This is a genomic window from Desulfamplus magnetovallimortis (assembly GCF_900170035.1).
Lineage (GTDB): Bacteria > Desulfobacterota > Desulfobacteria > Desulfobacterales > Desulfobacteraceae > Desulfamplus > Desulfamplus magnetovallimortis.
This window is the reverse complement of sequence record NZ_LT828540.1, coordinates 377,047-398,563: the sequence shown is the minus strand read 5'-3', so window position 1 is coordinate 398,563 and position 21,517 is coordinate 377,047. Positions and strand designations below refer to the sequence as shown.

The 21,517-nt window shown below is 42.6% G+C and carries 22 protein-coding genes; 2 read left to right on the top strand and 20 right to left on the bottom strand.

The features are described from left to right. Window positions 1-13 precede the first annotated feature (13 nt). The 19 genes from MTBBW1_RS01625 to tmcD form a co-directional block, all read right to left on the bottom strand. Window positions 14-2,218: a TSUP family transporter gene (locus MTBBW1_RS01625; protein WP_080798207.1), complete on the bottom strand. Its 2,205-nt coding sequence runs from the start codon at window positions 2,216-2,218 to the stop codon at window positions 14-16. 151 nt (window positions 2,219-2,369) lie between these two features. Next, on the bottom strand, window positions 2,370-4,238 hold the full coding sequence (locus MTBBW1_RS01620) for a PDZ domain-containing protein (protein WP_080798204.1): 1,869 nt from the start codon (window positions 4,236-4,238) through the stop codon (window positions 2,370-2,372). A gap of 226 nt (window positions 4,239-4,464) precedes the next feature. After that, window positions 4,465-6,072 carry a NifB/NifX family molybdenum-iron cluster-binding protein gene (locus MTBBW1_RS01615; protein ID WP_080798201.1) on the bottom strand — a complete coding sequence of 536 codons (1,608 nt, stop codon included), beginning with the start codon at window positions 6,070-6,072 and terminating at the stop codon, window positions 4,465-4,467. Further along, a complete protein-coding gene (locus MTBBW1_RS01610; RefSeq protein WP_080798199.1) occupies window positions 6,069-6,950 on the bottom strand; it encodes a cation diffusion facilitator family transporter in 882 nt (293 codons plus the stop codon). Before MTBBW1_RS01610 ends, MTBBW1_RS01615 begins: the two co-directional genes overlap by 4 nt. Next, the gene (locus MTBBW1_RS28075; protein ID WP_186441022.1) at window positions 6,947-7,093 is read right to left on the bottom strand and encodes a hypothetical protein; all 147 of its coding nucleotides are present in this window, start codon (window positions 7,091-7,093) and stop codon (window positions 6,947-6,949) included. Before MTBBW1_RS28075 ends, MTBBW1_RS01610 begins: the two co-directional genes overlap by 4 nt. A 164-nt stretch (window positions 7,094-7,257) precedes the next feature. Then, window positions 7,258-7,758, bottom strand: a complete 501-nt coding sequence (locus MTBBW1_RS01605; RefSeq protein WP_080798196.1) for a hypothetical protein — start codon at window positions 7,756-7,758, stop codon at window positions 7,258-7,260. A 181-nt stretch (window positions 7,759-7,939) separates the two neighbouring features. Beyond that, on the bottom strand, window positions 7,940-8,818 hold the full coding sequence (locus tag MTBBW1_RS01600) for a LemA family protein (protein ID WP_080798193.1): 879 nt from the start codon (window positions 8,816-8,818) through the stop codon (window positions 7,940-7,942). Between the two features lie 9 nt (window positions 8,819-8,827). Then, complete coding sequence (locus MTBBW1_RS01595) at window positions 8,828-9,175, bottom strand: hypothetical protein (RefSeq protein ID WP_080798190.1); 348 nt, start codon at window positions 9,173-9,175, stop codon at window positions 8,828-8,830. A gap of 347 nt (window positions 9,176-9,522) precedes the next feature. Further along, on the bottom strand, window positions 9,523-10,290 hold the full coding sequence (locus MTBBW1_RS01590; protein ID WP_080798187.1) for a hypothetical protein: 768 nt from the start codon (window positions 10,288-10,290) through the stop codon (window positions 9,523-9,525). After that, entirely contained in the window at window positions 10,277-10,999 is a 723-nt protein-coding gene (mamA, locus tag MTBBW1_RS01585; protein WP_186441021.1) for a magnetosome protein MamA, read from the bottom strand. The genes MTBBW1_RS01590 and mamA overlap by 14 nt, the downstream gene beginning before the upstream one ends. Before the next feature lie 40 nt (window positions 11,000-11,039). Continuing rightward, window positions 11,040-11,231, bottom strand: a complete 192-nt coding sequence (mamI, locus tag MTBBW1_RS01580; RefSeq protein WP_080798181.1) for a magnetosome protein MamI — start codon at window positions 11,229-11,231, stop codon at window positions 11,040-11,042. Between the two features lie 984 nt (window positions 11,232-12,215). Further along, entirely contained in the window at window positions 12,216-12,617 is a 402-nt protein-coding gene (gene tmcA / locus MTBBW1_RS30150) for an acidic tetraheme cytochrome c3 TmcA (RefSeq protein ID WP_342743879.1), read from the bottom strand. Window positions 12,618-12,876: 259 nt separating this feature from the next. Continuing rightward, window positions 12,877-13,107: a type II toxin-antitoxin system Phd/YefM family antitoxin gene (locus MTBBW1_RS01565; RefSeq protein WP_080798170.1), complete on the bottom strand. Its 231-nt coding sequence runs from the start codon at window positions 13,105-13,107 to the stop codon at window positions 12,877-12,879. Further along, window positions 13,104-13,502: a type II toxin-antitoxin system VapC family toxin gene (locus MTBBW1_RS01560; protein ID WP_080798167.1), complete on the bottom strand. Its 399-nt coding sequence runs from the start codon at window positions 13,500-13,502 to the stop codon at window positions 13,104-13,106. The genes MTBBW1_RS01565 and MTBBW1_RS01560 overlap by 4 nt, the downstream gene beginning before the upstream one ends. Window positions 13,503-13,797: 295 nt before the next feature. Beyond that, window positions 13,798-13,932: a hypothetical protein gene (locus MTBBW1_RS29885; protein WP_281255601.1), complete on the bottom strand. Its 135-nt coding sequence runs from the start codon at window positions 13,930-13,932 to the stop codon at window positions 13,798-13,800. Between the two features lie 480 nt (window positions 13,933-14,412). Next, entirely contained in the window at window positions 14,413-14,859 is a 447-nt protein-coding gene (gene tmcA / locus MTBBW1_RS01550; RefSeq protein ID WP_080798163.1) for an acidic tetraheme cytochrome c3 TmcA, read from the bottom strand. 15 nt (window positions 14,860-14,874) lie between these two features. Further along, window positions 14,875-16,221 carry an electron transfer complex ferredoxin TmcB gene (gene tmcB / locus MTBBW1_RS01545; protein ID WP_080798160.1) on the bottom strand — a complete coding sequence of 449 codons (1,347 nt, stop codon included), beginning with the start codon at window positions 16,219-16,221 and terminating at the stop codon, window positions 14,875-14,877. 211 nt (window positions 16,222-16,432) lie between these two features. Beyond that, a complete protein-coding gene (gene tmcC, locus MTBBW1_RS01540; protein ID WP_080798157.1) occupies window positions 16,433-17,092 on the bottom strand; it encodes a TmcC family electron transfer complex membrane anchor subunit in 660 nt (219 codons plus the stop codon). 2 nt (window positions 17,093-17,094) lie between these two features. Beyond that, window positions 17,095-18,381, bottom strand: a complete 1,287-nt coding sequence (gene tmcD / locus MTBBW1_RS01535; RefSeq protein ID WP_245809211.1) for an electron transfer complex subunit TmcD — start codon at window positions 18,379-18,381, stop codon at window positions 17,095-17,097. Between the two features lie 445 nt (window positions 18,382-18,826). Between tmcD and MTBBW1_RS01530 the strand changes: the two genes are divergently transcribed. Both MTBBW1_RS01530 and MTBBW1_RS01525 read left to right on the top strand, forming a co-directional pair. Then, window positions 18,827-19,717: a phosphoribosylaminoimidazolesuccinocarboxamide synthase gene (locus MTBBW1_RS01530; protein WP_080798151.1), complete on the top strand. Its 891-nt coding sequence runs from the start codon at window positions 18,827-18,829 to the stop codon at window positions 19,715-19,717. 193 nt (window positions 19,718-19,910) lie between these two features. Beyond that, window positions 19,911-20,414, top strand: a complete 504-nt coding sequence (locus MTBBW1_RS01525) for a zf-TFIIB domain-containing protein (RefSeq protein ID WP_080798150.1) — start codon at window positions 19,911-19,913, stop codon at window positions 20,412-20,414. A gap of 122 nt (window positions 20,415-20,536) precedes the next feature. Here the strand turns inward: MTBBW1_RS01525 and MTBBW1_RS01520 are convergent, their stop codons facing one another. Then, the gene (locus MTBBW1_RS01520; RefSeq protein ID WP_080798148.1) at window positions 20,537-21,454 is read right to left on the bottom strand and encodes an HAD-IIA family hydrolase; all 918 of its coding nucleotides are present in this window, start codon (window positions 21,452-21,454) and stop codon (window positions 20,537-20,539) included. Window positions 21,455-21,517: the final 63 nt, after the last annotated feature.

Sequence of the window (21,517 nt, the reverse complement as noted above, 5' to 3'; positions counted from 1 at the left end):
AAAACGGGTAATTTTAAAAAACTCGCAGGATCATCCATACTCCTACCAGGCTTAGAACAAATGCAAAAATGAATCTGAGCAGGCGGCTTGGAGTGCCTATTGATATCCTTGAGCCTATTTGCGCGCCTACAATTGTTATGGCAGAGAGGGTCAGGGCAAGTCTTGCATCAAAATGGCCGGCAATGCTGTGCCCCAGAAATCCTGCAAGTCCTGTTATCGGAACCATAAGAGATGAGGTGGCAATTGCAATTTTTATGGGTATATTGAACAGGATTACCATAATTGGAATTTTCAGCCATCCTGCTGCAAGCCCGAGCATTCCACCAAAATATCCAACCACAAATGTCAGGGGTGCGGCAACTGCAAGGTCAATGCGAACCGGATTTCCGTTAAACCTGTGACGCCAAACAAATGGACTTAAAGAGATGGGGCTTCTTTTTCCAGAAACAGCCCCTTCCATTCTCTCCTGCATCATGAAATAGCTTGCAAGGAAGAGTACGCAGGAAAACATGATTGAGAGGGCATTGACATTGAAATGGTGAGCAAGCATTCCTCCTAAAAAAGCTCCAATCATTGTGGGAAATTCAAGGACAGCGGCAAGCCTGATATCCAGAAGGCCGGATCTTGAAAAGTTGAACAGTGCTGAAATCTGTGAAAGGGTAAGCATCACAAGACTTGTTGTGGCAGCCGTATAAAAATCAATCCCGCATGACAGAAGCAAGGGAACATAGACAAATCCGCCGCCAAGTCCGAGCATGGAAAAGATAATGGAGGATAGAAAGGTAAAAAAACCAACCTTAAGGCAGATTGTCGAGAAGAGAACCGAATAGGATTCTGTGGTTGTTGAAAATTCAGTTTGCGGAGCTGCAAATTGACCCTGAATGCTAGGTAATGGTGCCTCTGTTCCAGGAAGTTGAGCCTGCAAATTTGGGTATTGTCCCTGTGTATTTGGAACTTGCGTCTGCACATTTGGAAATTGTCCTAAAGCATTCGGGAATTGCCCCTGTGCATTCGGGAACTGCCCCTGTGCATTCGGGAATTGTCCTTGTGCAGCCATGAATTGTCCCTGTGCAGTCATGAATTGTCCCTGTGCAGTCGGGATTTGTCCCTGTGCAGCCATGAATTGCCCGTATGGTACAGTGGTATTATTATGTAATCCAGTCAGAGGGTTTACTGCAGCAACAGGAACAGGCCCCATGGTAACAGGATCATTTGTGATAATATGGCAGATGTCACATGCCCCCACAGGCGGATGGGGCATTTGGGCTTTCATTGTTATTATACTTTTTTGAGTTATTGTATGGCATTTTGTACAGTCAGAAAATTCCCTGTGTGTTCTGTCATTGGGCATTTTTTTTGTGAGATTCACAGGCTCTTTGGCAGCAGGTGCTGTTGCAGCCGTGGAAATTATGGGTGCGGCCGCTGTAATCATGGGCACTGTTCCGGTTGCTGTCATCATAGGTGTAGTTGAACCAGCTTTAATGACAGCTCCTGTGACCCTGGAAAAGAAGTGACGTGTCCGGTTTACGGGAATGGCAAACCCTATTCCTCTGTATGTTCCGTCCGGCGCATAAATGGCTGTACCAACACCAACCACCCTGCCGTGGATGTCAATCATGGGACCGCCGCTGTTACCTTCATTAATTACGGCATCTGTTTGTATCATATCCTTGTATGGAATGCCGTTTATGGACATCTCTCTGTGAAGATCACTTATAATTCCAAGGGTTACAGTATGGTTGAAGCCAAACGGGCTTCCAATACAGATAACATAGTCTCCTGTCTTCAGTGTTTCGGAGTTTCCAAGCTGGGCAGCAGGAAAGAATTCATTGGCGTTTATACGTAGAAGAGCAAGATCAAGTGAGGTGTTCCTGTCCACCACATCTGCTGTAAAAAGGTTGTTCAGTGAGCGCCAGAGCTTTATTTCAACGGTTTGTGCTCCCTCAACCACATGGAGGTTGGTGAGTACATATCCCCGTGTATCCACAATAAAACCTGATCCAATGCTTTCATACCAAAGGGCATTTTCAGCACCGCCGCCTGGGAGCTGTTCCATTTTTTTTGCCCTGATACTGACAACAGAAGGGCGAATTTCAGCCACAGCCTGGCTCAATGTCTCCTGAAGATCAAGAAGCAGGGTATTTCCCACAGCACCCATGGCCTGGGATGTCACAGAGATGAGAATAAGTGCTGTGAATATGAGCAGGTTTCTTTTCATTGTAAAATAAGGGATCCTTGTAAGTGATTCTTCAATTTAAACTGTCGGGTTATTTTTCTGACAATTCAAAGGGTTTTTCTACCTGATAAGCAAACCGCAAAAGAACAGTAAGCGACTCTTCTTTAAACATTTGGTTGGAAAAATCCCTGAATTAAAAATTGTTTGTTGAAGGGGCAAGACACCCGGAAGCATATAGATTCAATGCTGTGGATGTATTTCCGACAACCCCTGCATAGATGGTTATATTGCTGCTGGAAAGATCAGCACCTGTCTGTTGAGAAATTCTGTTGCAGATCAGAGCTGAAATCTCATTTCGGATTAAGGTGTCAGCAATATTTCCAACACCTTCAGGTGGAATGACAGCATATGATTTACGATCAAGATCAACCATTACAAGAGAGGGGGCATGTGTAATATTTCCTGTTACTGCTCCGTTGATGTCTGGCCCTGATGACAATATGGCTATTCTGGATGCACTTCCGGCTGCCGAAGAAGGTGCGCCCGTTGAGGGAATGTTGTTTTGCGGCATCATTCCATTCATTTGTCTGGTATTTGGCAAATTAACTGTATTTTGAAAGGGCAGGGGAGTTGCCTGTGCTGCTGCAACCTGCCGAAGATGGTTGTCCATTGGCTGTGAAAGCTTTGTACCCTGTTGTGTAAATCCTGGGGGGGGCACACTTATGAAAAGATGGCTGTTGCCCCGTATAACATCAACAACAGCGCTTGTCTGTTTCTGGGTGGCAGCCTGGAATTGTTTCATTGACTGGGTTGGTTCTCCGTTAATGGCAGTTATTATATCCCCGGCCATGAATCCCAGCATTGTTGCAGGCGGGCCTTCAACATCGGTTACCCTGATCCCCCTTGTGCCGGCAGGAAGGCCAAGGGATGAAGCGCCACCGGCTGAAAGTTCTCCAACATCCATGCCAATCCAGCTTCCTTCAATTGCTACATCTGCCTGGTCAAGAAAAACAGGTTTTGGAGGTGTCAGAGGCTTTTGTTCAGGGATAATGGTCAGGCTTTTTGGTACTCCGTTTTTAAGAAGAGTCAGCGTTATCTCTTTTCCGGGCTGGCTTTTGAGAATAAGTGACTGAAATTGCTTGACATCTCTGATTCTTGTGTTGTCAAGGCGTCTTATCACGTCACCAGTTGCAAGACCTGATGCGGCAGCCGGAGAGTTGGCAGTTACATGGCTTACAATTACCCCACGTCTGTCAGGAAGTGAAAACTGAAGTTTCATGACTGCATCCACATCCTGAACCTCGGCACCCATCCAGATGGTATTGCCCTGAAGGGCGGCAACCTGAACAATACCCTGCGGCGACTTCGCAAGTTTAACGTGAAATGACTTTTTTCTGCCGTTTCTGTTCACTACAACTTTTATTACATCTCCGGGTTTTTTACTGCCGATAATCTGGCCGACCTGTTCATGGGTAACTATTCTCTTGTGGTCGCATTTTAAGAGGATGTCTCCGGCTTTTATCCCTGCCCTGTCAGCAGGGGAAGCATCCATAACCCTGTTGACATAAACACCTATTCCTGGTTCAAGGTTCAGCTCCCGAGCAACAGTTGCAGGAACTTCACCAGGTTCAATCCCCAGATAGGATGGTGCAGTAATCTGGTTTATGAGCTGGATCTGTCCGTTACCGATTCCGGCAGGAATTGCGGGTTTGTTTATGAGCTGAATCTGCCCGTTGCCAATTCCGGCGGAAAAGGCAGGTTTATTGATGAGTTGAATCTGTCCGTTGCCAATTCCGGCGGAAAAGGCAGGTTTATTGATGAGTTGAATCTGTCCGTTGCCAATTCCGGCGGAAAAAGCAGGATTATTGATCACCTGTATCTGTCCGCTGCCACTACCTGATGGCGGGGTTAAATACGCGGCTGGGGTTGCTTCCGGAACTTCGGCAGGTTCGTTAAGTCCTCCGTTGTCAATTACACCAACCCATCCATACATAACGGCAAGAATGACCACAAACAGTATAACTGTTATCGGTGACAGAATAATGAGCAGTGTTTTATTCATGAATAGATACCCTTGAAAAATATTGTTCCGGGAAAAGCTCAAAAATTTAGTTTCCCGAGAAAATATGGAAACATTTTTTCCAGGAAAGCATAGAAATTGAATTTTCCAGGAAAGCTCAGAAATTAAATTTTCCAGGAAAGTTCAGAAATAAAATTTTCTGGAAAAGCCAGGAAATAAAGTATGTCTGAAAAGTTCAGAGATAAAATTTTTCTGGAAAGTTCAGAATTCAGTATATTGTTCGTAAATTTCCATAACCATTGACACCTGCTCCAGTTGCATTGGGTTGCATTGAACCCTGGGCATAGGGAATCATAGCTCCCTGAGTATAGGGCATCATTGTGCCTTGAGCATAGGGTGCAATTGCACCTTGACCATATGGATAAGATTCTGCCTGTGCGCTGTTGGTCGGCATCAGGTTTCCTGCAAGGTAGGCAGCAAGAACATCCTGGACACTTCCTGTGACTCCCTGGAACACATTGATCCGTAATCCATGAAGTGTTGAAAGTGCTTCAGGGGTGAAGCTGCCGGCAATTACATTGCTGACACCGATATCCACCATGTACTGTCCGGTCTGGATTCCTTGCCCGAACTGGTCATTTACATTGGGGTTTGTCACCACATTGTAACTTCTTTGTTGAGGCTCAAATACAATGAAGCCGGGGCTTGAACCAAAAACTGAAGCAACAGGGCTTGTTATATCCTGACCTGTGGAGGCAATGGCAACTTTTCCGAAATTCAGACCAGCAACACCCTGCAAAGCTCCATTTTGTCCCTGCTGATGTGCCCGCTGTCTTGCCAGAGCATTGTTAACCGCCTGTGCTGTTTTGGGGACACCAAGTTGTTCGGCAAGGGTCTCAATCTGGTTCTGGGTCATTGGAGCTGTGTTTGCTGCCACAATCCTGCCATTTTGCAGGGATTGCTGCTGTTGCTGCGCTCTCTGTTTTGCCAGAGCATTGTTAACCGCCTCTGCTGTTTTTGGAACACCAAGCTGTTCAGCAAGGGTCTCGATCTGGTTTTGTGTCATTGAAGCTGCCGGAGCTGCTACAATAGTTCCTGCAGGTTGCATCCCTGCCTGTGGCTGCATCTGTTGCCTTTGTATTACCGAACTGTTGGAATTTACGACAGGATCCTTTAGTTTCAGAAATATGTTACGCTGTTTTTTCCCCCTGAAAATATTGATCTTGACTGTGCTACCGGGCTTTGCATTGCTGAATGCCCTGGTAAAACCGTTGAGTGACTCCAGGCGAACCTTGCCTGCCCGTATAAGCTCGTCACCTTTTTTAAGCCCTGCTGCATCTGCCATTGATCCCGGAGTGACATCAAGCACCAGAAGTCCGTCTTCATTGGCAAGGCCAAGCTGCGTCATTAATGCACCAGTCACCTGCTGGAGTTTAAGTCCAAGTCTTTCTGGAGTGAATGGCGTGAATGCAGCAGCAACTGCTGTTTTTGGCTTTCCGGCATTTTTACCCTTTGGCTGAAAACCATCGGTTACCTTGTGGCATAGAAGGCAGTTTCCCCAGTAGTCGTGGAGCATTTTGTCCTTTATGGAAATGGGAGACCCTGCCATTACCTGGGAAACCGGTTGTCCGGCATCTGTGGTTATATGGCATTTGTTGCAGTTTCCCCAGTAGGGGTGAAGCATCTTGTCCTTTACGCCAATGGGTGGACCTGATGGAGTGACAGCCGCTGCCATTGTCAGATCACTCATGTGGGGATGCCGTGTACAGTGGTATCCTGTCCAGGCAAGGACAAGCACCAAAAGCACTGCAAGGCCCACGATGGCCGGTTTGAACTGCGCCATGCAGAATTGATATTCATTTTGTTTTTTCATCATAACTCTTCCTGTGCTGCAAATAATCTGACCTTTACAGTAGATTTCCGATCCACAATCTCTTTTATAATCTGGTTAACCTCTTTTTTTATTCGTTCACCGGTTGTAACAGTAATATCCGGAGGGACGTAAAGATCAATCTCAAATTCAAGCACCTGTCCCAACTCCCTTGCAATAATATCTTTGACATCTGAAATGGAAGGGGTCTTTTCAAGTACATTTGCAATTGCCTCAATGTAGTCTTCGTCAAAGGATTTATCCATGAGATTCAGAATGGCATCTTTGAGCATTTCAATGCATATTTTTATAATAATGACACCCACAATAATAGCAGCCAGTGGATCCATGAAATGAAAACCCATCTTTGCACCAAGAATTCCAATGAGAACAGCAAGGGATGAGTAAACATCAGAACGTGATTCCCACGCCTTTGCCTGCATGGAAGGGCTGTTGATCTGGGTGCCTGCACATATTGTGTGCCGGAACATAAGTTCGTTTATTGCAATGGAAAATATAGCCCCCCATGCTGCTGACAGGCATGGGTTGACAACCCGGTTTTCGACAATGGTCATAATACCGTTGTATATAATGTAGATGCCGATACAGAACAGAAATATATAAATAATTGTGGATACAATGTATTCGGCTTTGCCATATCCGTAGGGGTGTTTCTGATCACTTTTTTTGTCAGAAATTTTAAGCCCTATGATCATTACAATGGTGGCCAGAAGATCAGCACTGGAGTGGATGGCATCGGCAATCAGCCCTTTGCTTCTTCCTGCAACCCCCATATATCCCTTAATGCAGACCATGAGAATATTGCCGATGATATTGACCTTGCCGACATTTTGGGCACATCTTCTGCAGGCTTCGTGTTTCAATTTTCACCTGCTTTCTCATGATCTTTCATGATCTCTTCTTCCATTATTTCCATTTCAATTTCTGTTGCCCCTTTTACAAGAAAAAAAGCAAAAATAATTATGGTGACAATCAGAATTAACCCAATAATCCTTAAAATAAACATAGTGAGCATTCCATTGTTTAGGAATCGGTTTTAAATAACGGCCATGGCAAACCCATCTTGCCACAACGAAGCATGAAAGCCCTGAAAAAAACCTTGAAATACGGGGACTTTCTTATAAAACTGCCATAGCAGCCCCATCTGCCACAACAAAGCATGAAACTCTCTCAGATCACATAGTGGCCTTTCAGCATTGCAAAGATCATCAAGAAGAAAACAACCTGCTGAGTATGCAGAAGATAAATTCCCTTTTTGACCTTTCCGGGCTGAAATTTCAGAAACATTAGAAATCCTCCAAATGTTAGCCAGCCCATCATGAAAAGGGCAGCCATGAGCCATCTGTTTGACCAAAGGGATACATAACAGTGAATACACGCAACCAGAAAAGAGGATGTGTTGAGCCAGATGTGCCACACCAGAAGGCGGTTGAACTGAAGCTGAACATCTTTTATGGCATACTTGAGTCGTATATATTTTGCCGGAAAATAGACGTTTGCAGCAAGAAACAACACCATGCAGAGGTTGCCTGAACCTGTTGCAAGATTATAATCTGATTTTCCTGCATATATGGCCCCTATGATGACAAGAATCCCCACAAAAAACACTCTGTGTTTCAACGAGCCTCTGCCAAACAGTGCAATATCATATGTTTTTTTAATATGGCTCAAAAATAGTTGCTCCGGTTGATGCTGTTGACAAAGCAACAGGTATTTATATTTATTAGAGGATTCATATCATTGGGATAAATAGCAATATCCTTAACGTTCCAGTATGAAATCGGCGCAAGCTGTAACGTGTATTTATTAGAGGATTCATATCATTGGGATAAATAGCAATATCCTAAACGTTTCAGTATGAAATCGGCACAAGCTGTTTTGCATCATTTGTTGGCTCAAAGTACGACTGGGGCGGAAAGTTAAACATGGCTGCATACAGGTTGCTCGGAAACTTTGCTATGTTGGTTGTGTATGCATTTACAGCATCATTAAATTTAAGTCTCTCAGTTGCCAGATCTTTTTCAACTTCAACAAGGGCTGCCATAAGGCTGCTGAAATTGGCTGAAAGTTTAAGATCAGGATATTGTTCCGCAACAGCAAGAAGCAGCCTTCCAAGTGATTCCATGGTGTCCGGTGCAAGTGCCGCCATAGCTTTGCCCTGGGTGAAGGCGGCAGGTAAGCCCAATTCCGGTAAGCTTCCTGGAACTTGCTGTGGATTGGAAAAAAGTGGCAATTTTTCCGTTGCTGCTTTGCCGGGTAATGATTTTGTTACAGGGCTTTTTGGCAAAAGTTTTGCAGAACCATCCTCTTTCTGGAAAAAATTTCCTTCATTTTTTTCACCAGAGAGCATTGTTCTGAGGGCAACAATTGCAGTCAATACTTCCCTCTCATGTGTGGAGTAGTCCAGAACCGCCTTTGACAGGTTGATTGAAATGTCGTTTCTCCTCTGCATAAGCACAGAGACTTTTCCCTGTGCCGTAAGAACCATCTGCTCCGACTCAACAAGTATGTTGTAGTAATAGATGGTCATGACAGCAGTAATGATGGATAGAAGCAATGCAGCAATGTAGATACTGCGGCTTCTGAAAAAATCTGCCACAGGTGTTAGAAGGGAGAGATACTCCCTGACAGAGGGAAAATATATGGCTCTGGGTGCCAGGGCATGGGAATCCAGTTTATATTTTTTGCCATAGGCATCTCTTATGATTCGTGTAACAGGATCCGGTGACATCTTCTGTTTTTACCTTTCTTTTAAGCGTGTAATCCCATAGGTGACAGATATTACTCCGGAAGAGACAAGGAACAATGGAAGAAAACCATAAAAAAAGTCAAGTACAGCATAATATTCATCATAAATACCATAGGCTCCAATAACGAGCAGCAGACCTGCCACTATGGAGTTTATGGTTCTGTATTTCTTTTTGCCAAGCAGGGCGCTCATTAAGGCTGTAAGTCCCAGCAAAATAGTTATGGGCTGGATTATTCCCTTGATAAACTCAACAACCATGGCACTGTTAAGATAGGCAAGGAACAAGCCAGTTGAAAAAACAACAACCCCTCCAATGACATGCGCTTTTCTTATTTTCATCTTTATGTAACTCCTTGAGCTTATACCTATTTATTTGAGTGTATCTTATTTTGAATATCCGACGTAAATATAGACTTCCAGAAAAATATTTTGGCATTCTCAATTCTGAAGGGCAACCACAAGAGATTGCCCCTAAAGTGCTTGCCAATTTAATTATCTGGAACAGTATAGTTGCTATAACGTACATGGCTGATGACCGCCACAATCGAAGATATGAAAGTCGTTTTAAAACAGCCTGTTACAGAGACTTTCATATAAAAACATCACTCCTCGGCTCCATCTCATAGACTTGAGAAGGGGAGAATATTGTAAAAAGAGTACGCTCTATTTATTGCAGCAGATATACTCTATTTTCTGGGAGCACCATTTTCTATCCATGCAACTATCCATCTGCTGTCTCTTAGGGCAAAACGATGCATTGCTCCCCCACGCTGGACAAGGGTTTTAAGTAATCCGTTTTTTACATAAATAGAAACATTGTCATATGTTGTCAGGTTTCTGAAGTGTCCTGAGTGGCATCTCAAGCAATCCTTGGCCAACACATATTGAATGGTATTTTCATAGGTGATTCCGTTAACCGGAACATCAGGCACATATGGCTGAGTGGCGCCTCCGCCACCTCCTTTTCCTCCGCCTAAATGATGAAGCCCGTTAAAAAAATTGGCGTTTATGGCAGTATTCACACCATTTTTACTGGTGTTATTGTTAGTGTTGCCGTTGTTCTGCACGTTTCCCTGGTTTGCCGCTGGTTTTTCAGGTGTTCCGGCATTTATCCACTCCAGTATGGTTCCCTGATCGCCTCCTGCAAATCGGCTCATGGAACCCTGTACCATGGCAGCAAGCATACCGCTTTCTGCGTATGCCTTGAGATTATCGTAATCCATGAGGTTTCGGCTTGGACCGGAGTGGCATCGGCCACAGTCGTTGGTTATGATATCCTTTATTGTCGGGTCATAGTAAACAGCCCTGCCGGCAGTTCTGGCCAATCCGGGTCTCTTTTTTGTTATCAAAGGCAGATCAATTAAAGAAAGCAGCCCTGATAATATAAGGATAACAGCCACTTTGAATGCAGCTTTTTTTATTCTTTTCAATGCCATTTTATTAATAGGCAGCATACATATCTTCGTCTTCATCCAGTTCCCGTTCAAGCTCCATAACCCTTGTGAATGAACGTGCTGCTGTCTGGTGATCATCACGGCTGACATTGAGGAATCCAAGGCGTTGATGGTATTTGATCTCGTCAGGATCAAGTGCAATGGCCTTCTCCATGTTTTCAATGGCTTTTTCGGTCTGGCCAAGACCCTCAAGTGCTATGGAGTAGAGGTAAAAGAGATCAGGGTTCTCTTTTTTGATTTCAAGGGCTTTTTCAAGATCTTCAGAAGCACTTTGATAATCCTTGATCCTCAGAAGTATTGAACTTTTGCGGTGGAGGGCTCCCATATGTTCAGGATCAATGGTCAACACCCGGGAAAAAACTCTCAATGCGCTTTTTTTGTTTCCAGATGCAGCAAGGGCAATGGCCAGGCGATAGTGGGCCTCAACATTTGACGGATCAACCCTTGTCCATTTTTTTAGATAATCCAGAGCCTTGTCATGCAGGCCCTTGTTGCTGTAATGCCTGCTTATGTTGCTGTAGATTTTTGCCCTGTCTTTTTGCCCCAGGTCAAACAACTGATTATAGAAGTTGAGAACGCTGTGCAGAATTCGACCACAAAACAGCAGAAAAGAATGCCAGTAAAAAATCGATGAGGATATCTCATGATCCATATCCGGCATCTTTTTTCCCTGTGATTCATTCCGAATGGTTGCATTTGGACTTTCCATTTTCTCTGATCCTTTTTCTTCGATTTTTAATTCTTTTTTCTCATCCCTGACCATTTTCAAATTCCTCATTTTTTTTGGGTGGAATGAATCCAGCCAGTGTTGCCACAAGTCCAGCTAACATAAGCAAAATGGGAAGTCCTCCCTTTACGAGATCTGCGACATAGTAATATTCGTCATAGATTCCCCAGATGCCTGAAGCAATAAAAAATAAACCAACAATGATATGCAGCATGATCTTTCCCCTGATATTGACAAAAATAAACAGTTTGCTGAGTGCTTCTTCAAGTTTAAATTGTCGGGTGAGTTTTAAGGCTTTTCAAAGGTTCAAGGCATTTTCTAACCGACAATCAAACCTTGAAAGAACACTGAGTCTGATAATTTTAACTGTTTCCGTAGTTGACTGAAGATTGTTTCTCTGAATCTTCATCTACCCAAACCACCCACGACTTTAAGATCAAATCTGTATTTTTCTGTAAATATGCCCGATGGTTAATGACTTTATATACCCTACCTTTAAAGAGGGATATATTCCTACTATATTCGTATGGTATTATTTCTAATTTAGTTCTGTGAGATTGTCAATAACTTATTATGGTTTTTTTAATGGGGGATTATGTAAAAAAATTATCTATTGATTTATTAAAGAGGAGTCTGTCTGTGAGGAGTATTTTATAACAATTATTTATTTATGAATCTAAAAAGAAAGTGCTTCGTCAAGATTTAAAAAAAATGGATTTAGTATCTGATTTTGCCATCCATCATTTGGGTGCGGCTCTTTTAGTGTATTATGTACCTGTCCCCTTTTTCTTTGAATGTACCAGTCAATTTCTGATGCTGCATCTAAAAAAAGAAGTGCATCAGCATTTCGTTGCCTGCCCATGCTTGAAAAAACGCTTGAACGTTTGGCAAGACAACAATAGATTCCGGAGAGAGTTTGTCGATAATTGAATGCCTATATTCATGATAAAGCTTAGGCGGAATAAGGAGAGGCATAAAAAAGAAAAAAATGCTTCAAGTAACTGAATTTATTTGCGACCTTGAATGTTGTTTCTGATTTTCTGTTGAGGATATTTCCCCCTCTGCAGGATATATTGAGGGGGAAATTTATGGATCATTTTGGCATGAGCTTTCCTGACTGTTGGAAGGCCGATCATTCTCAGGCCGGCTTCATGATTTTCATTTTTGTTGTAGTTGAAAACCGGCCATGATCACTTTTTTACGGTTTTTTATGACACTCTCCACATGTGATGGGGCCTTTTTTCTCTTGAAGATGGCAGCTTCTGCAGAGTTTATGATATCTGATAATCAAATCAAGATCATTTGGTTTTTCCTGGCTCATATGACATTCCGAGCAGGATGAATCTTCGGAAGATTCATCGGGCATAAGCTGGCCGTCTGTATAGACATGATGACACCTTGCGCAGTTATCGTCAAGCGCTGCATTTTCATTGTGTTCATCATGGGGAAAGCAGACAAATGGACGTGTATTTGTATTATCCTCCAGACTCTCACCATTAATTGTGTAACAGTCATTGCTGAATGCTGTGCCTGATATTATCAGAAAAAGAGAGGTCAGAAAGATTCTTTTTGGAACAATGCTCTTTATTGCTGAAAGAATGCTGTTCAGAAAGAGAGTTTTGGGTTTTCAAGCAATTGTGCCAAGGCAACGTCAAAGCTGTAAGCCGCCTTCATTAAATCGGAGTTATAGGAGTTGACAGAATCATAGTGGAAGAAAGTGCCGCAGCTAAATTGATCAACTTTCCCGGAAGAAAATGTGATTACAATTCAATCGGATTATCTACCCAAGTTCTCCCTCGCAAGTCTGTGAGAGGGGGTTAGGGGGTGAGGTAAGTCCCACCCTCTGATAGAGATTACACTCAAATGCCCAGCTTCCTTGCACGTGAGTCATGGACTGCATCAAGAATATCCTTTGTTGTGGCATTTGTTTTTACTCCCGGAACATCAAATGGGGAGGACGGGGTAGCCTTTTTAAACATCACCTTGAAAACTTCTCCACCCCGGCGTTTGATAATTACTTCTTCAGATCGTGCTAAATCCAAAACGGTGGAAAGCTTTTGCCGAGCTTCTGAGTATGTAAAAACTTTCATTTATGAACCTCCATGATATGGACACCTAAAAGTTTGCCCACTTCATTCATTCGACGATCAAGAGTCATCAGTGGACTACGCAAGGAAATAGCACACGTCAAGAAGTAGGCATCATAAGCATAAATGTTAAATTTAGATGCTATTGCAAGTGCTTCCCGAATATCAACACTTCGCAAGTCAACTGGTATTTTCTGGGTGGCATCCCACGTATCGATTAATTCATCCGGAGTTATCCGATGTTTTTTCAGCATGGCTGACAAGGCATTACCAATTTCAAATGGCAATATCTCAGGGGCAATCAACTCATGGCCTATTGTAAGCTTGATGATTTGCTCTCTTTCAGCTTCATAGAGAGCAACTGCCAAAAATATATTTGTATCAGCTATTATATTCATGAGTACAATTGTACTTCTATGAGTTGGTTTTGTCAAACAGAAATTCGATAGTTCATTGCAAAAATGTTGGCTTCCAAGAAAGCCAACTATTCTTTCCCCCGGTCATTGGTCCCTGGCCAGGTTCCGTCCGCTTACCCTTGCACTTACCATCTTTCGGTTCCTGACCTTTTGGCCCGGTTCCATCTTTATTTGGCATCTTAGGAACAGGATTTCAATAACTTGCCCATTTGGAATAACCCTGTAATTCCAAGCGGGTAAGACTTCATCAAATACGAAGAACTCAAGAGGAATTATTTCATTCTGAAAGCACCTTCCAGTTGTCAGTATCTTCTGCTGGTGAAATAATATCCCCTGTAATTTTACCTTTACCTCTCATACACCCCAGCCACGACTCCTGCTCAAGATACGAAACAAGAACAATCTTTACCAAAAATTTTCCTTTATCCCTTATCATTACAGGCTGATGAGAATTGATTATTATGTACCTCTCCCCTTTTTCTTCTTTGAATCTACCAGTCAATTTCTGATGCTGCATCTAAAAAAAGAAGTGCATCAGCATTTCGTTGCCTGCCCATGCTTGAAAAAACGCTTGAACGTTTGGCAAGACAACAATAGATTCCGGAGAGAGTTTGTCGATAATTGAATGCCTATATTCATGATAAAGCTTAGGCGGAATAAGGAGAGGCATAAAAAAGAAAAAAATGATTCAAGTAACTGAATTTATTTGCGACCTTGAAGATTGTTCCTGATTTTTGTTGAGGGTATTTCCCCCTCTGCAGAATATATTGAGGGGGAAATTTATGGATCATTTTGGCATGAGCTTTCCTGACTGTTGGAAGGCCGATCATTCTCAGGCCGGCTTCATGATTTTCATTTTTGATGTCGTTGAAAACCGGCCATGATCACTTTTTTACGGTTTTTTATGACACTCTCCACATGTGATGGGGCCTTTTTTCTCTTCAAGATGGCAGCTTCTGCACAGTTTGTGATATCTGACAATCAAATCAAGATCATTTGGTTTTTCCTGGCTCATATGACATTCCGAGCAGGATGAATCTTCGGAAGATTCATCGGGCATAAGCTGGCCGTCTGTATAGACATGATGACACCTTGCGCAGTTATCGTCAAGCCCTGCATTTTCATTGTGTTCATCATGGGGAAAGCAGACAAATGGACGTGTATTTGTATTATCCTCCAGACTCTCACCATTAATTGTGTAACAGTCATTGCTGAATGCTGTGCCTGATATTATCAGAAAAAGAGAGGTCAGAAAGATTCCTTTGGGAACAATGCTCTTCATTGCTGAAATAATGCAGTTCAGGAAGAGTTTTTTGGGTTTTGCACTTGAATAATTCATCGCAGGTTTATCTCCTTATTCTTCTTTTTCAGGCAAATCCAGAATTTCATAAATGATATCACCGAGGAACTTGAGTTCCATGTCAACACCAAAGCTGTGGATAATATCTTCAAGTCCGCCATGGCAGTTATGGCATGGCGCAATGACGACTTCAGCGCCTTTTGCCTTTGCAGCAAGAAGTTGCTGAGCCTTTTCCTTTCCGCTTGCAACCCTTGCATTTTTGAAGGGAGGGCCACAGTTGATGACGCCACCGCCAGCACTGCAACAGTAATTATGCTCCCTGTTCGGGGTCATCTCTATGAATGTCTCGCAGGTGGCTCTTACAACATTGCGTGACATCTCATGAAGTCCACGGCCCCTGACAATGTTGCAGGGATCGTGAAGGGTTACGGGGCGGTCAAATTTGTGCTTGATTTTGATTTTTTTGTTTTCAAAAAGCTCATTGTAGTACTCTATGGCATGCACAACCTCAACCGGAGGCATTCTCCATCCAAGAGCCCTGTTGCCCATGTCATAAACTGATCTGAAAGCATGGCCGCACTCTCCCATCACTATTCGTTTGGCTCTTAAGTTGGCTGCACACTCAAAATGCTCTTTTTTAAGGCGCTCCATCATTTCATAGTCGCCAATATACATACACATGTCGCTGTTATCCCATCCTGGCATGGAGGGCATTGTCCAGTTCTCTCCGGCAGCATTCATGATAACGGCAGCCTGGTAGATAAGCTGTGCCCTGAATTTTGGCTCAGGGCCTATTACAGAGTAAAATATATCTGCTCCCTCTTTGTCTAAGGGAATCCTCAAATTTTCAATGTCCTCCTGGGCTTCTTCCTCCTGCCACATCAATGTATCAATCCATTCGTCATCCTTGACCCACATCTGGTTCATGGATACCGAGTGGCTGTGGGCTGTATCCTGGATGTAAAGTGGTACAACCCCGAGTTTATGGCATATTCTTCTCATAACAGATATAACATAAGCGATATCTATACCAAATGGACAGTACATGGCACATCGTTTACAAAGATTGCACTGTGTAAAGGCAACAACTGCCGCATTCTTAATGAACTCCGGAGAAACTTTGCCTTTTTTCTTTATGATTTCCCAAAGAGTCTGCTTTACTTTTGCAGCAGGTGAGTATTTGGGGTCACGATCCATTGAGAGGAAAAAATGACAGCCCTCACTGCACATGGCACAATGTACACAGGTATCAACATACACTTTAAGTTTTGCACCGGTTTCGTCCTTGAGAACCTGCAGGATGGTGCTCTCGATTTTTTCAGGGGTCAGTTGCTCAACCCCCTTCAATATTCCTTTATCATCAATTTCTTTTACTGGAGTGACCGTATTGGATTCAGTCATGGCTTACCTTCTTTTATCTTAGCAGAAATTATGGTCAAAACTATAATCTATCAAAAAATTGGGGCAATCTTCATTGATTGGCTTGCGTCTGCAAATAGTAAGGTTTGGATTTATAAACAATCTGGCTTGCATCTGCAAAAAGTCTGGTTTGTTTTTCCAAACAGCATGGTTTGGATTTTCAAATAGAAGTTTGCCGTAATGTTTTTTATTGTTACCAGTCTTTTGCCATTCTGATTCCGCCAAACTCAGAACCAATATAGCCCCTTGTAAAGGGAAAGGTAAACATATGAAACAGTTTGGTAAAAGGTATGGCAATCAGCATTATTTCACCGGAAATTATGTGGATAATGGTAATTGCAGCAAAACCCGGAAACTGATGGTATGCCCAAAATCCCGTTATGAAAGGAGCTGCAACAATAAGTAGAATCACATAATCCCCAACGGTTGTAAGGTATCTGACTTCTGGTAACTTTATCCGGCGCCATAAAAAGAAGGCGCAGGAACAAATCACAATCAGGGTCATGATGTCTGCCACAATATTGGGCAGGGTAAACCAGCTTATGTCAAAGTTCTCTTTCCAGAGTACCACATGACCAAAAACAAAAATCGGAACAAGAAAAAGTGAGATATGAAAAAGAAAGGTTACAACTGTCATTGACGGGTTTAGCTTCATGCTGCGGCTTCCAAAGGGCGTAAGCCAGTGTCCGATGGAGCGAAGGGCAAACTTCAGATCCATGTACTCAAAAACAGCACCATCTTTTTTTCTGGCAAGCTTATAGAGTGAATAAAATCTGTAAATACTTCCAAAAATAAAGATGAGAAAAGCCATCCAGGCAAAGGGGCCTGTCACAAATTCATAATGTGAGTACATTGTTATATCCTCCTTCTGTTGATGGCCACAACATCACGCTTCCAGTCGTTCAACTGCAGCCCCCTTATCATGATTTTGCTGCTGTCATGGCTGAAGAGAGGGGGCTCCACGCTCTTATATCTTGAGTCAAGGATCTCTCCATTAAGCACATAATGATAGAATCCACCCATTTCCACTTTGGCTGCCACTGACATTCCATCATTGCTGAAAACAGGCGGATATGCCATGTCAAATCTATCTTTCCATACCTTGCCGTCAACGGCAATACCCCATTTTCCCTTTTCCTTGAAAACGCAGGCAACACTGGTTCCGTCAGGACTGAATACAGGATCAGATACATATTCTGAAAAAGTCACCTGCCATGGAGCATTATCAACAGATATTGTCCATTTTCCGAATTCAGGAGCTACAATTGCTGCAATGCGTTTGCCGTCCGCAGAGTAAATATGATGCCATAGCTGGGCATAGGGAGTATTCCATATGAGGTCTCCATCCTTGGCAAGGTACCATTTTCCATCTTTTTTAACCGGTGCGGTAACGGAATTTCCTGCTGGTGAAAAAAGTGGTGCCCATGCAGAATCAAATGAAGTGTTCCATGTTTTGCCATCCACAGCTATGTAATAGTCCTTGTATGATGTTCGAACCGTTGCTGCAACACTTGAGCTGTTCGCTGAAAAGACAGGATCCCATGCATTCATGAAATTCTCTTTCCAGGGGGTGCCATTAACTGCAACAGAGTAGCATCCTTTACGAAATTTAAAGATTTCACCTTCCAGAACAGGGATTGTTTCAACAACGGCTGCTGTGTTTTTTGCATCAGGGCTTATGACCATATCCGTTAATCTGGAAAAGGAGTTTTGCCAAGGCACATCGTTGTTGACGGCACAATAGGCAAGCTCCTTCTGGGTAGATACAGCAACGGTTCCATCTTGAGGAGCAATTGTCATGTTCCAGACAAAGTCATATCCATTTTCCCATGCTTCATCGTCTGTACATACTGTCCATTCTCCCACATCAGACACCAGAGCGGAAAGACGACCATCGGGCCCGAATCTTAGATTCCAAACCTTGTCGTAGCCGTTCTCCCATGTTTCAGGCTCATCGTTGCCGAAATCCTGTCGGCATACTGTAAACTCCATTTCCTCATTTTTAACAATTGCAGCAACACTTTCTCCATCGGGACTGGCACGGAACTCCTCAATGTATGAGAATTGCTCTTGCCATGCACTCAGATCCGCCACCTGCTTGATGCCGGTATCCCAGTCCCATTTGTCAAGATTGTTCATCATTCCCCTCCAAATGCAATCAGATTTTTTAATGTTTAACGATTTGGTACAGCCTGGCGTAAATCACATGCTGTTTTTATCTGGGTCTGGGAACTGTAAGTTATTGATCTTATGGCTCCCTGTAAATCCCCATCCTTTTATTATGAATAATAGGTTCATAACATACTGATGATTTTTTGCAAATACTATTTAGCATTTGCACATTGTGAATTTATTTAAAATTATCTTCAGGTATGATATATAGCATCAGAATATTTTTACAGCTTTATAAGGCATGTTTCATTCAGCTCACAAATAGTTTACACTTCTTGTATGGAGTAGAGACGCAATGCATTGCGTCTCTACCTTTTGGTGATCTTGCCATTGGAAAAGTGTAAACCGGCAAATGAAGGATGCCCTTTATAAACATTCATAAGATTAGATAAAAAAAAGGAAAAGGAGTATTGTAATGGCTAATCCGGTAATAAGAGAGACCGACTTTAAAGACCTTAAACTTGTCAGAAAAGGTAAGGTGAGAGATATATATGACACAGGCGATGCTTTTCTGATGGTGACCACAGACAGGCTCTCTGCGTTTGATGTCATTCTGACTGACGGAATTGACGGAAAAGGCAAGGTTCTGACACAGATATCAGCTTTCTGGTTCAAGCAAATGGAAGATATTGTCGGCAATCATCTAATTTCTGTGGATGTAAATGATTTCCCCGAATCATGCAGGCCATATGCCGATATTCTTGAAGGGAGAAGCATGCTTGTGAAAAAGGCAGAACCTCTTCCTGTGGAGTGCATTGTTCGTGGCTATATCTCAGGTTCAGGGTGGAAATCCTATAAAAAAGAGGGGCATGTCTGCGGAATATCACTGCCGGTCGGTCTAAAGGAGTCAGACAAACTACCTGAGCCACTTTATACCCCTTCCACCAAAGCAGATGTAGGAGACCACGATATCAATGTTGACTTTGCCGAGACTGTAAAGATTCTTGGAGAGGAGAAAGCTCAGAAAATTAAGGAATTGAGCCTTGCCATATATAATAAAGGAGCAAAACTTGCCCTTGAAAAAGGCATCATCATTGCTGATACCAAATTTGAGTTTGGAATGTTTGATGGTGAGATAATTTTGATTGATGAGGTTTTGACCCCTGATTCATCACGCTTCTGGCCACAGGAGAGTTATGCACCAGGCGGTGGTCAGAAAAGTTTTGACAAGCAGTTTGTCAGGGACTGGCTTGAGACCCTTGACTGGGATAAAAAAGCACCCGGTCCAAATCTCCCTGCTGATATTATTAAAAAGACCTCAGAAAAATACTGGGAAGCGCTCAACCTTTTGACTGGTGCTTCTTGAAGTATTTGATAAGAAAGTTCCAGTAGTTCAAGATTTTTAAGGACTTTCATGCTTCGTTGTGGCAGATTTGATAAGTATTGAAGAATCCCGGGTTCATCAATTGAGATGTATCAATAATATAATTGAACATGATGTTCACGGGATTTTTCAAAAATATAAAAAAGCTTTTTTTTAACATTAAAGGAGGATTTTCATGGAATGCCCCGCATGTAAAACCCTATTGGAAGAAGTGACAATAGAAGGCATAGCCCTTGATGTCTGCAAAAAAGGGTGTGGTGGTATCTGGTTTGATCGTTTTGAATTGCAGAAGATGGATGAACCGCATGAGTTTACCGATGAAAACCTCATTGAAGTTCTTGCAGTCGAGCCTGTAAAAAAAATTGATCATTCTGAACGGAGAAAATGTCCTAAATGTCAGGATGTTATAATGATGCGCCATTTTTTCAGCGTAAGGAAGGAGGTCGAGGTTGATGAGTGCCCCAAATGTGCGGGGTTCTGGCTGGATGAAGGTGAGTTGTTTCAGATTAGGCATCAATTTCAGACAGAAGAGGAACGCATAAATGCAGCACGTCAATATTTTGGTGACATGTTTGACACTGATCTTGAAAAAATGAAAAACGAAAGTAAGGAAAAGGCTGAAAAAGCTGCTAAGATAGCTAAAATATTTCGTCTTGTTTCCCCAAGGAATTATTTTTGATATATAGCTTTCCAGAAAACTAATTTGTTTTTTTGTAGACTTGCAAAACATAGCCATGACATCATCGAGCGTTCGGAAGATTAACTTATAATTCTAAAAAGCAGGGCAGGGGAGTTGAGATGCTACCCGAGAGTCCTAAAAACCATATCAGGTAAAGTATCTGATTTATCAAGCATCTCCATTGTGGTGACACCGGTAAGAACAATGGCACTTAGGCATCCAAAGTTTATGGCCCCCTTTATGTCAGAGTTTATATAGTCACCGGTCATAAGTATTCGGTTAAGGGGTATCTTTTTTCCATATTTTTCTTCAAGCAAGCTGTGGGTTTTTTTGAAGATGGGTGTAAATGGTTTTCCAAGATAGTCAGGTGTTACTGTTATACCATATGTTTTAAGGATCTGTACAATGAACCTTGCAACTCCGCCGGCACCTATGCAAAGCTCTCCTTGTGATCCTGGATAGTACTCATCAGGATTTGGAACGATAAGTGGCGCATAAGGCTTTTTAACAAAAAAATTGACGGCCGCATTTATTGTTTTTTCCCAGTCGTAATTTCTCTCTCCAACAATAATGCCCTGGCATGAGTTTATTTTTTCAAGATTCCTTGTTGTATTCATTCCTGCCTTTTGTGCAAAGCATGGATTGCCAAGATTGCCCATAATGAAAAAAGGTTCATCATCAGTTATTGTTCCTGGATTTTGACCATTTTCTCTACTTTTCCGTTTCTTTGCTCTAACGGGAAGCTCCATAAGACCGTCGGCACATGACACAATTTCCTCGGGAAATATTTCAAGTCCTGACTGTCTTATTATGGACGCTTTCTCTTGGGTTGAGTGATCTCCGTCATTGGTTAGAAGGTAGAAGGGGATTTTTTCTCTTCTGAGCATTTTCATGACCCGGTTGCTTCCTTCTGCAGCCTTTCCTTTGACAAGAAGTACGCCGTCAATATCAAAAATAAGTGCATCAACCTCTGGCATGTTGGATTCAAGCCATCCGGACAAGGTTGGGAAGGTGGGAAGGGTGTTTGTTTTATTATTCATGCGTTACTTTTCAATTTTAACCTACTGAAATTATTAATAGCCATTTTGGCATTTCTTGAAAAG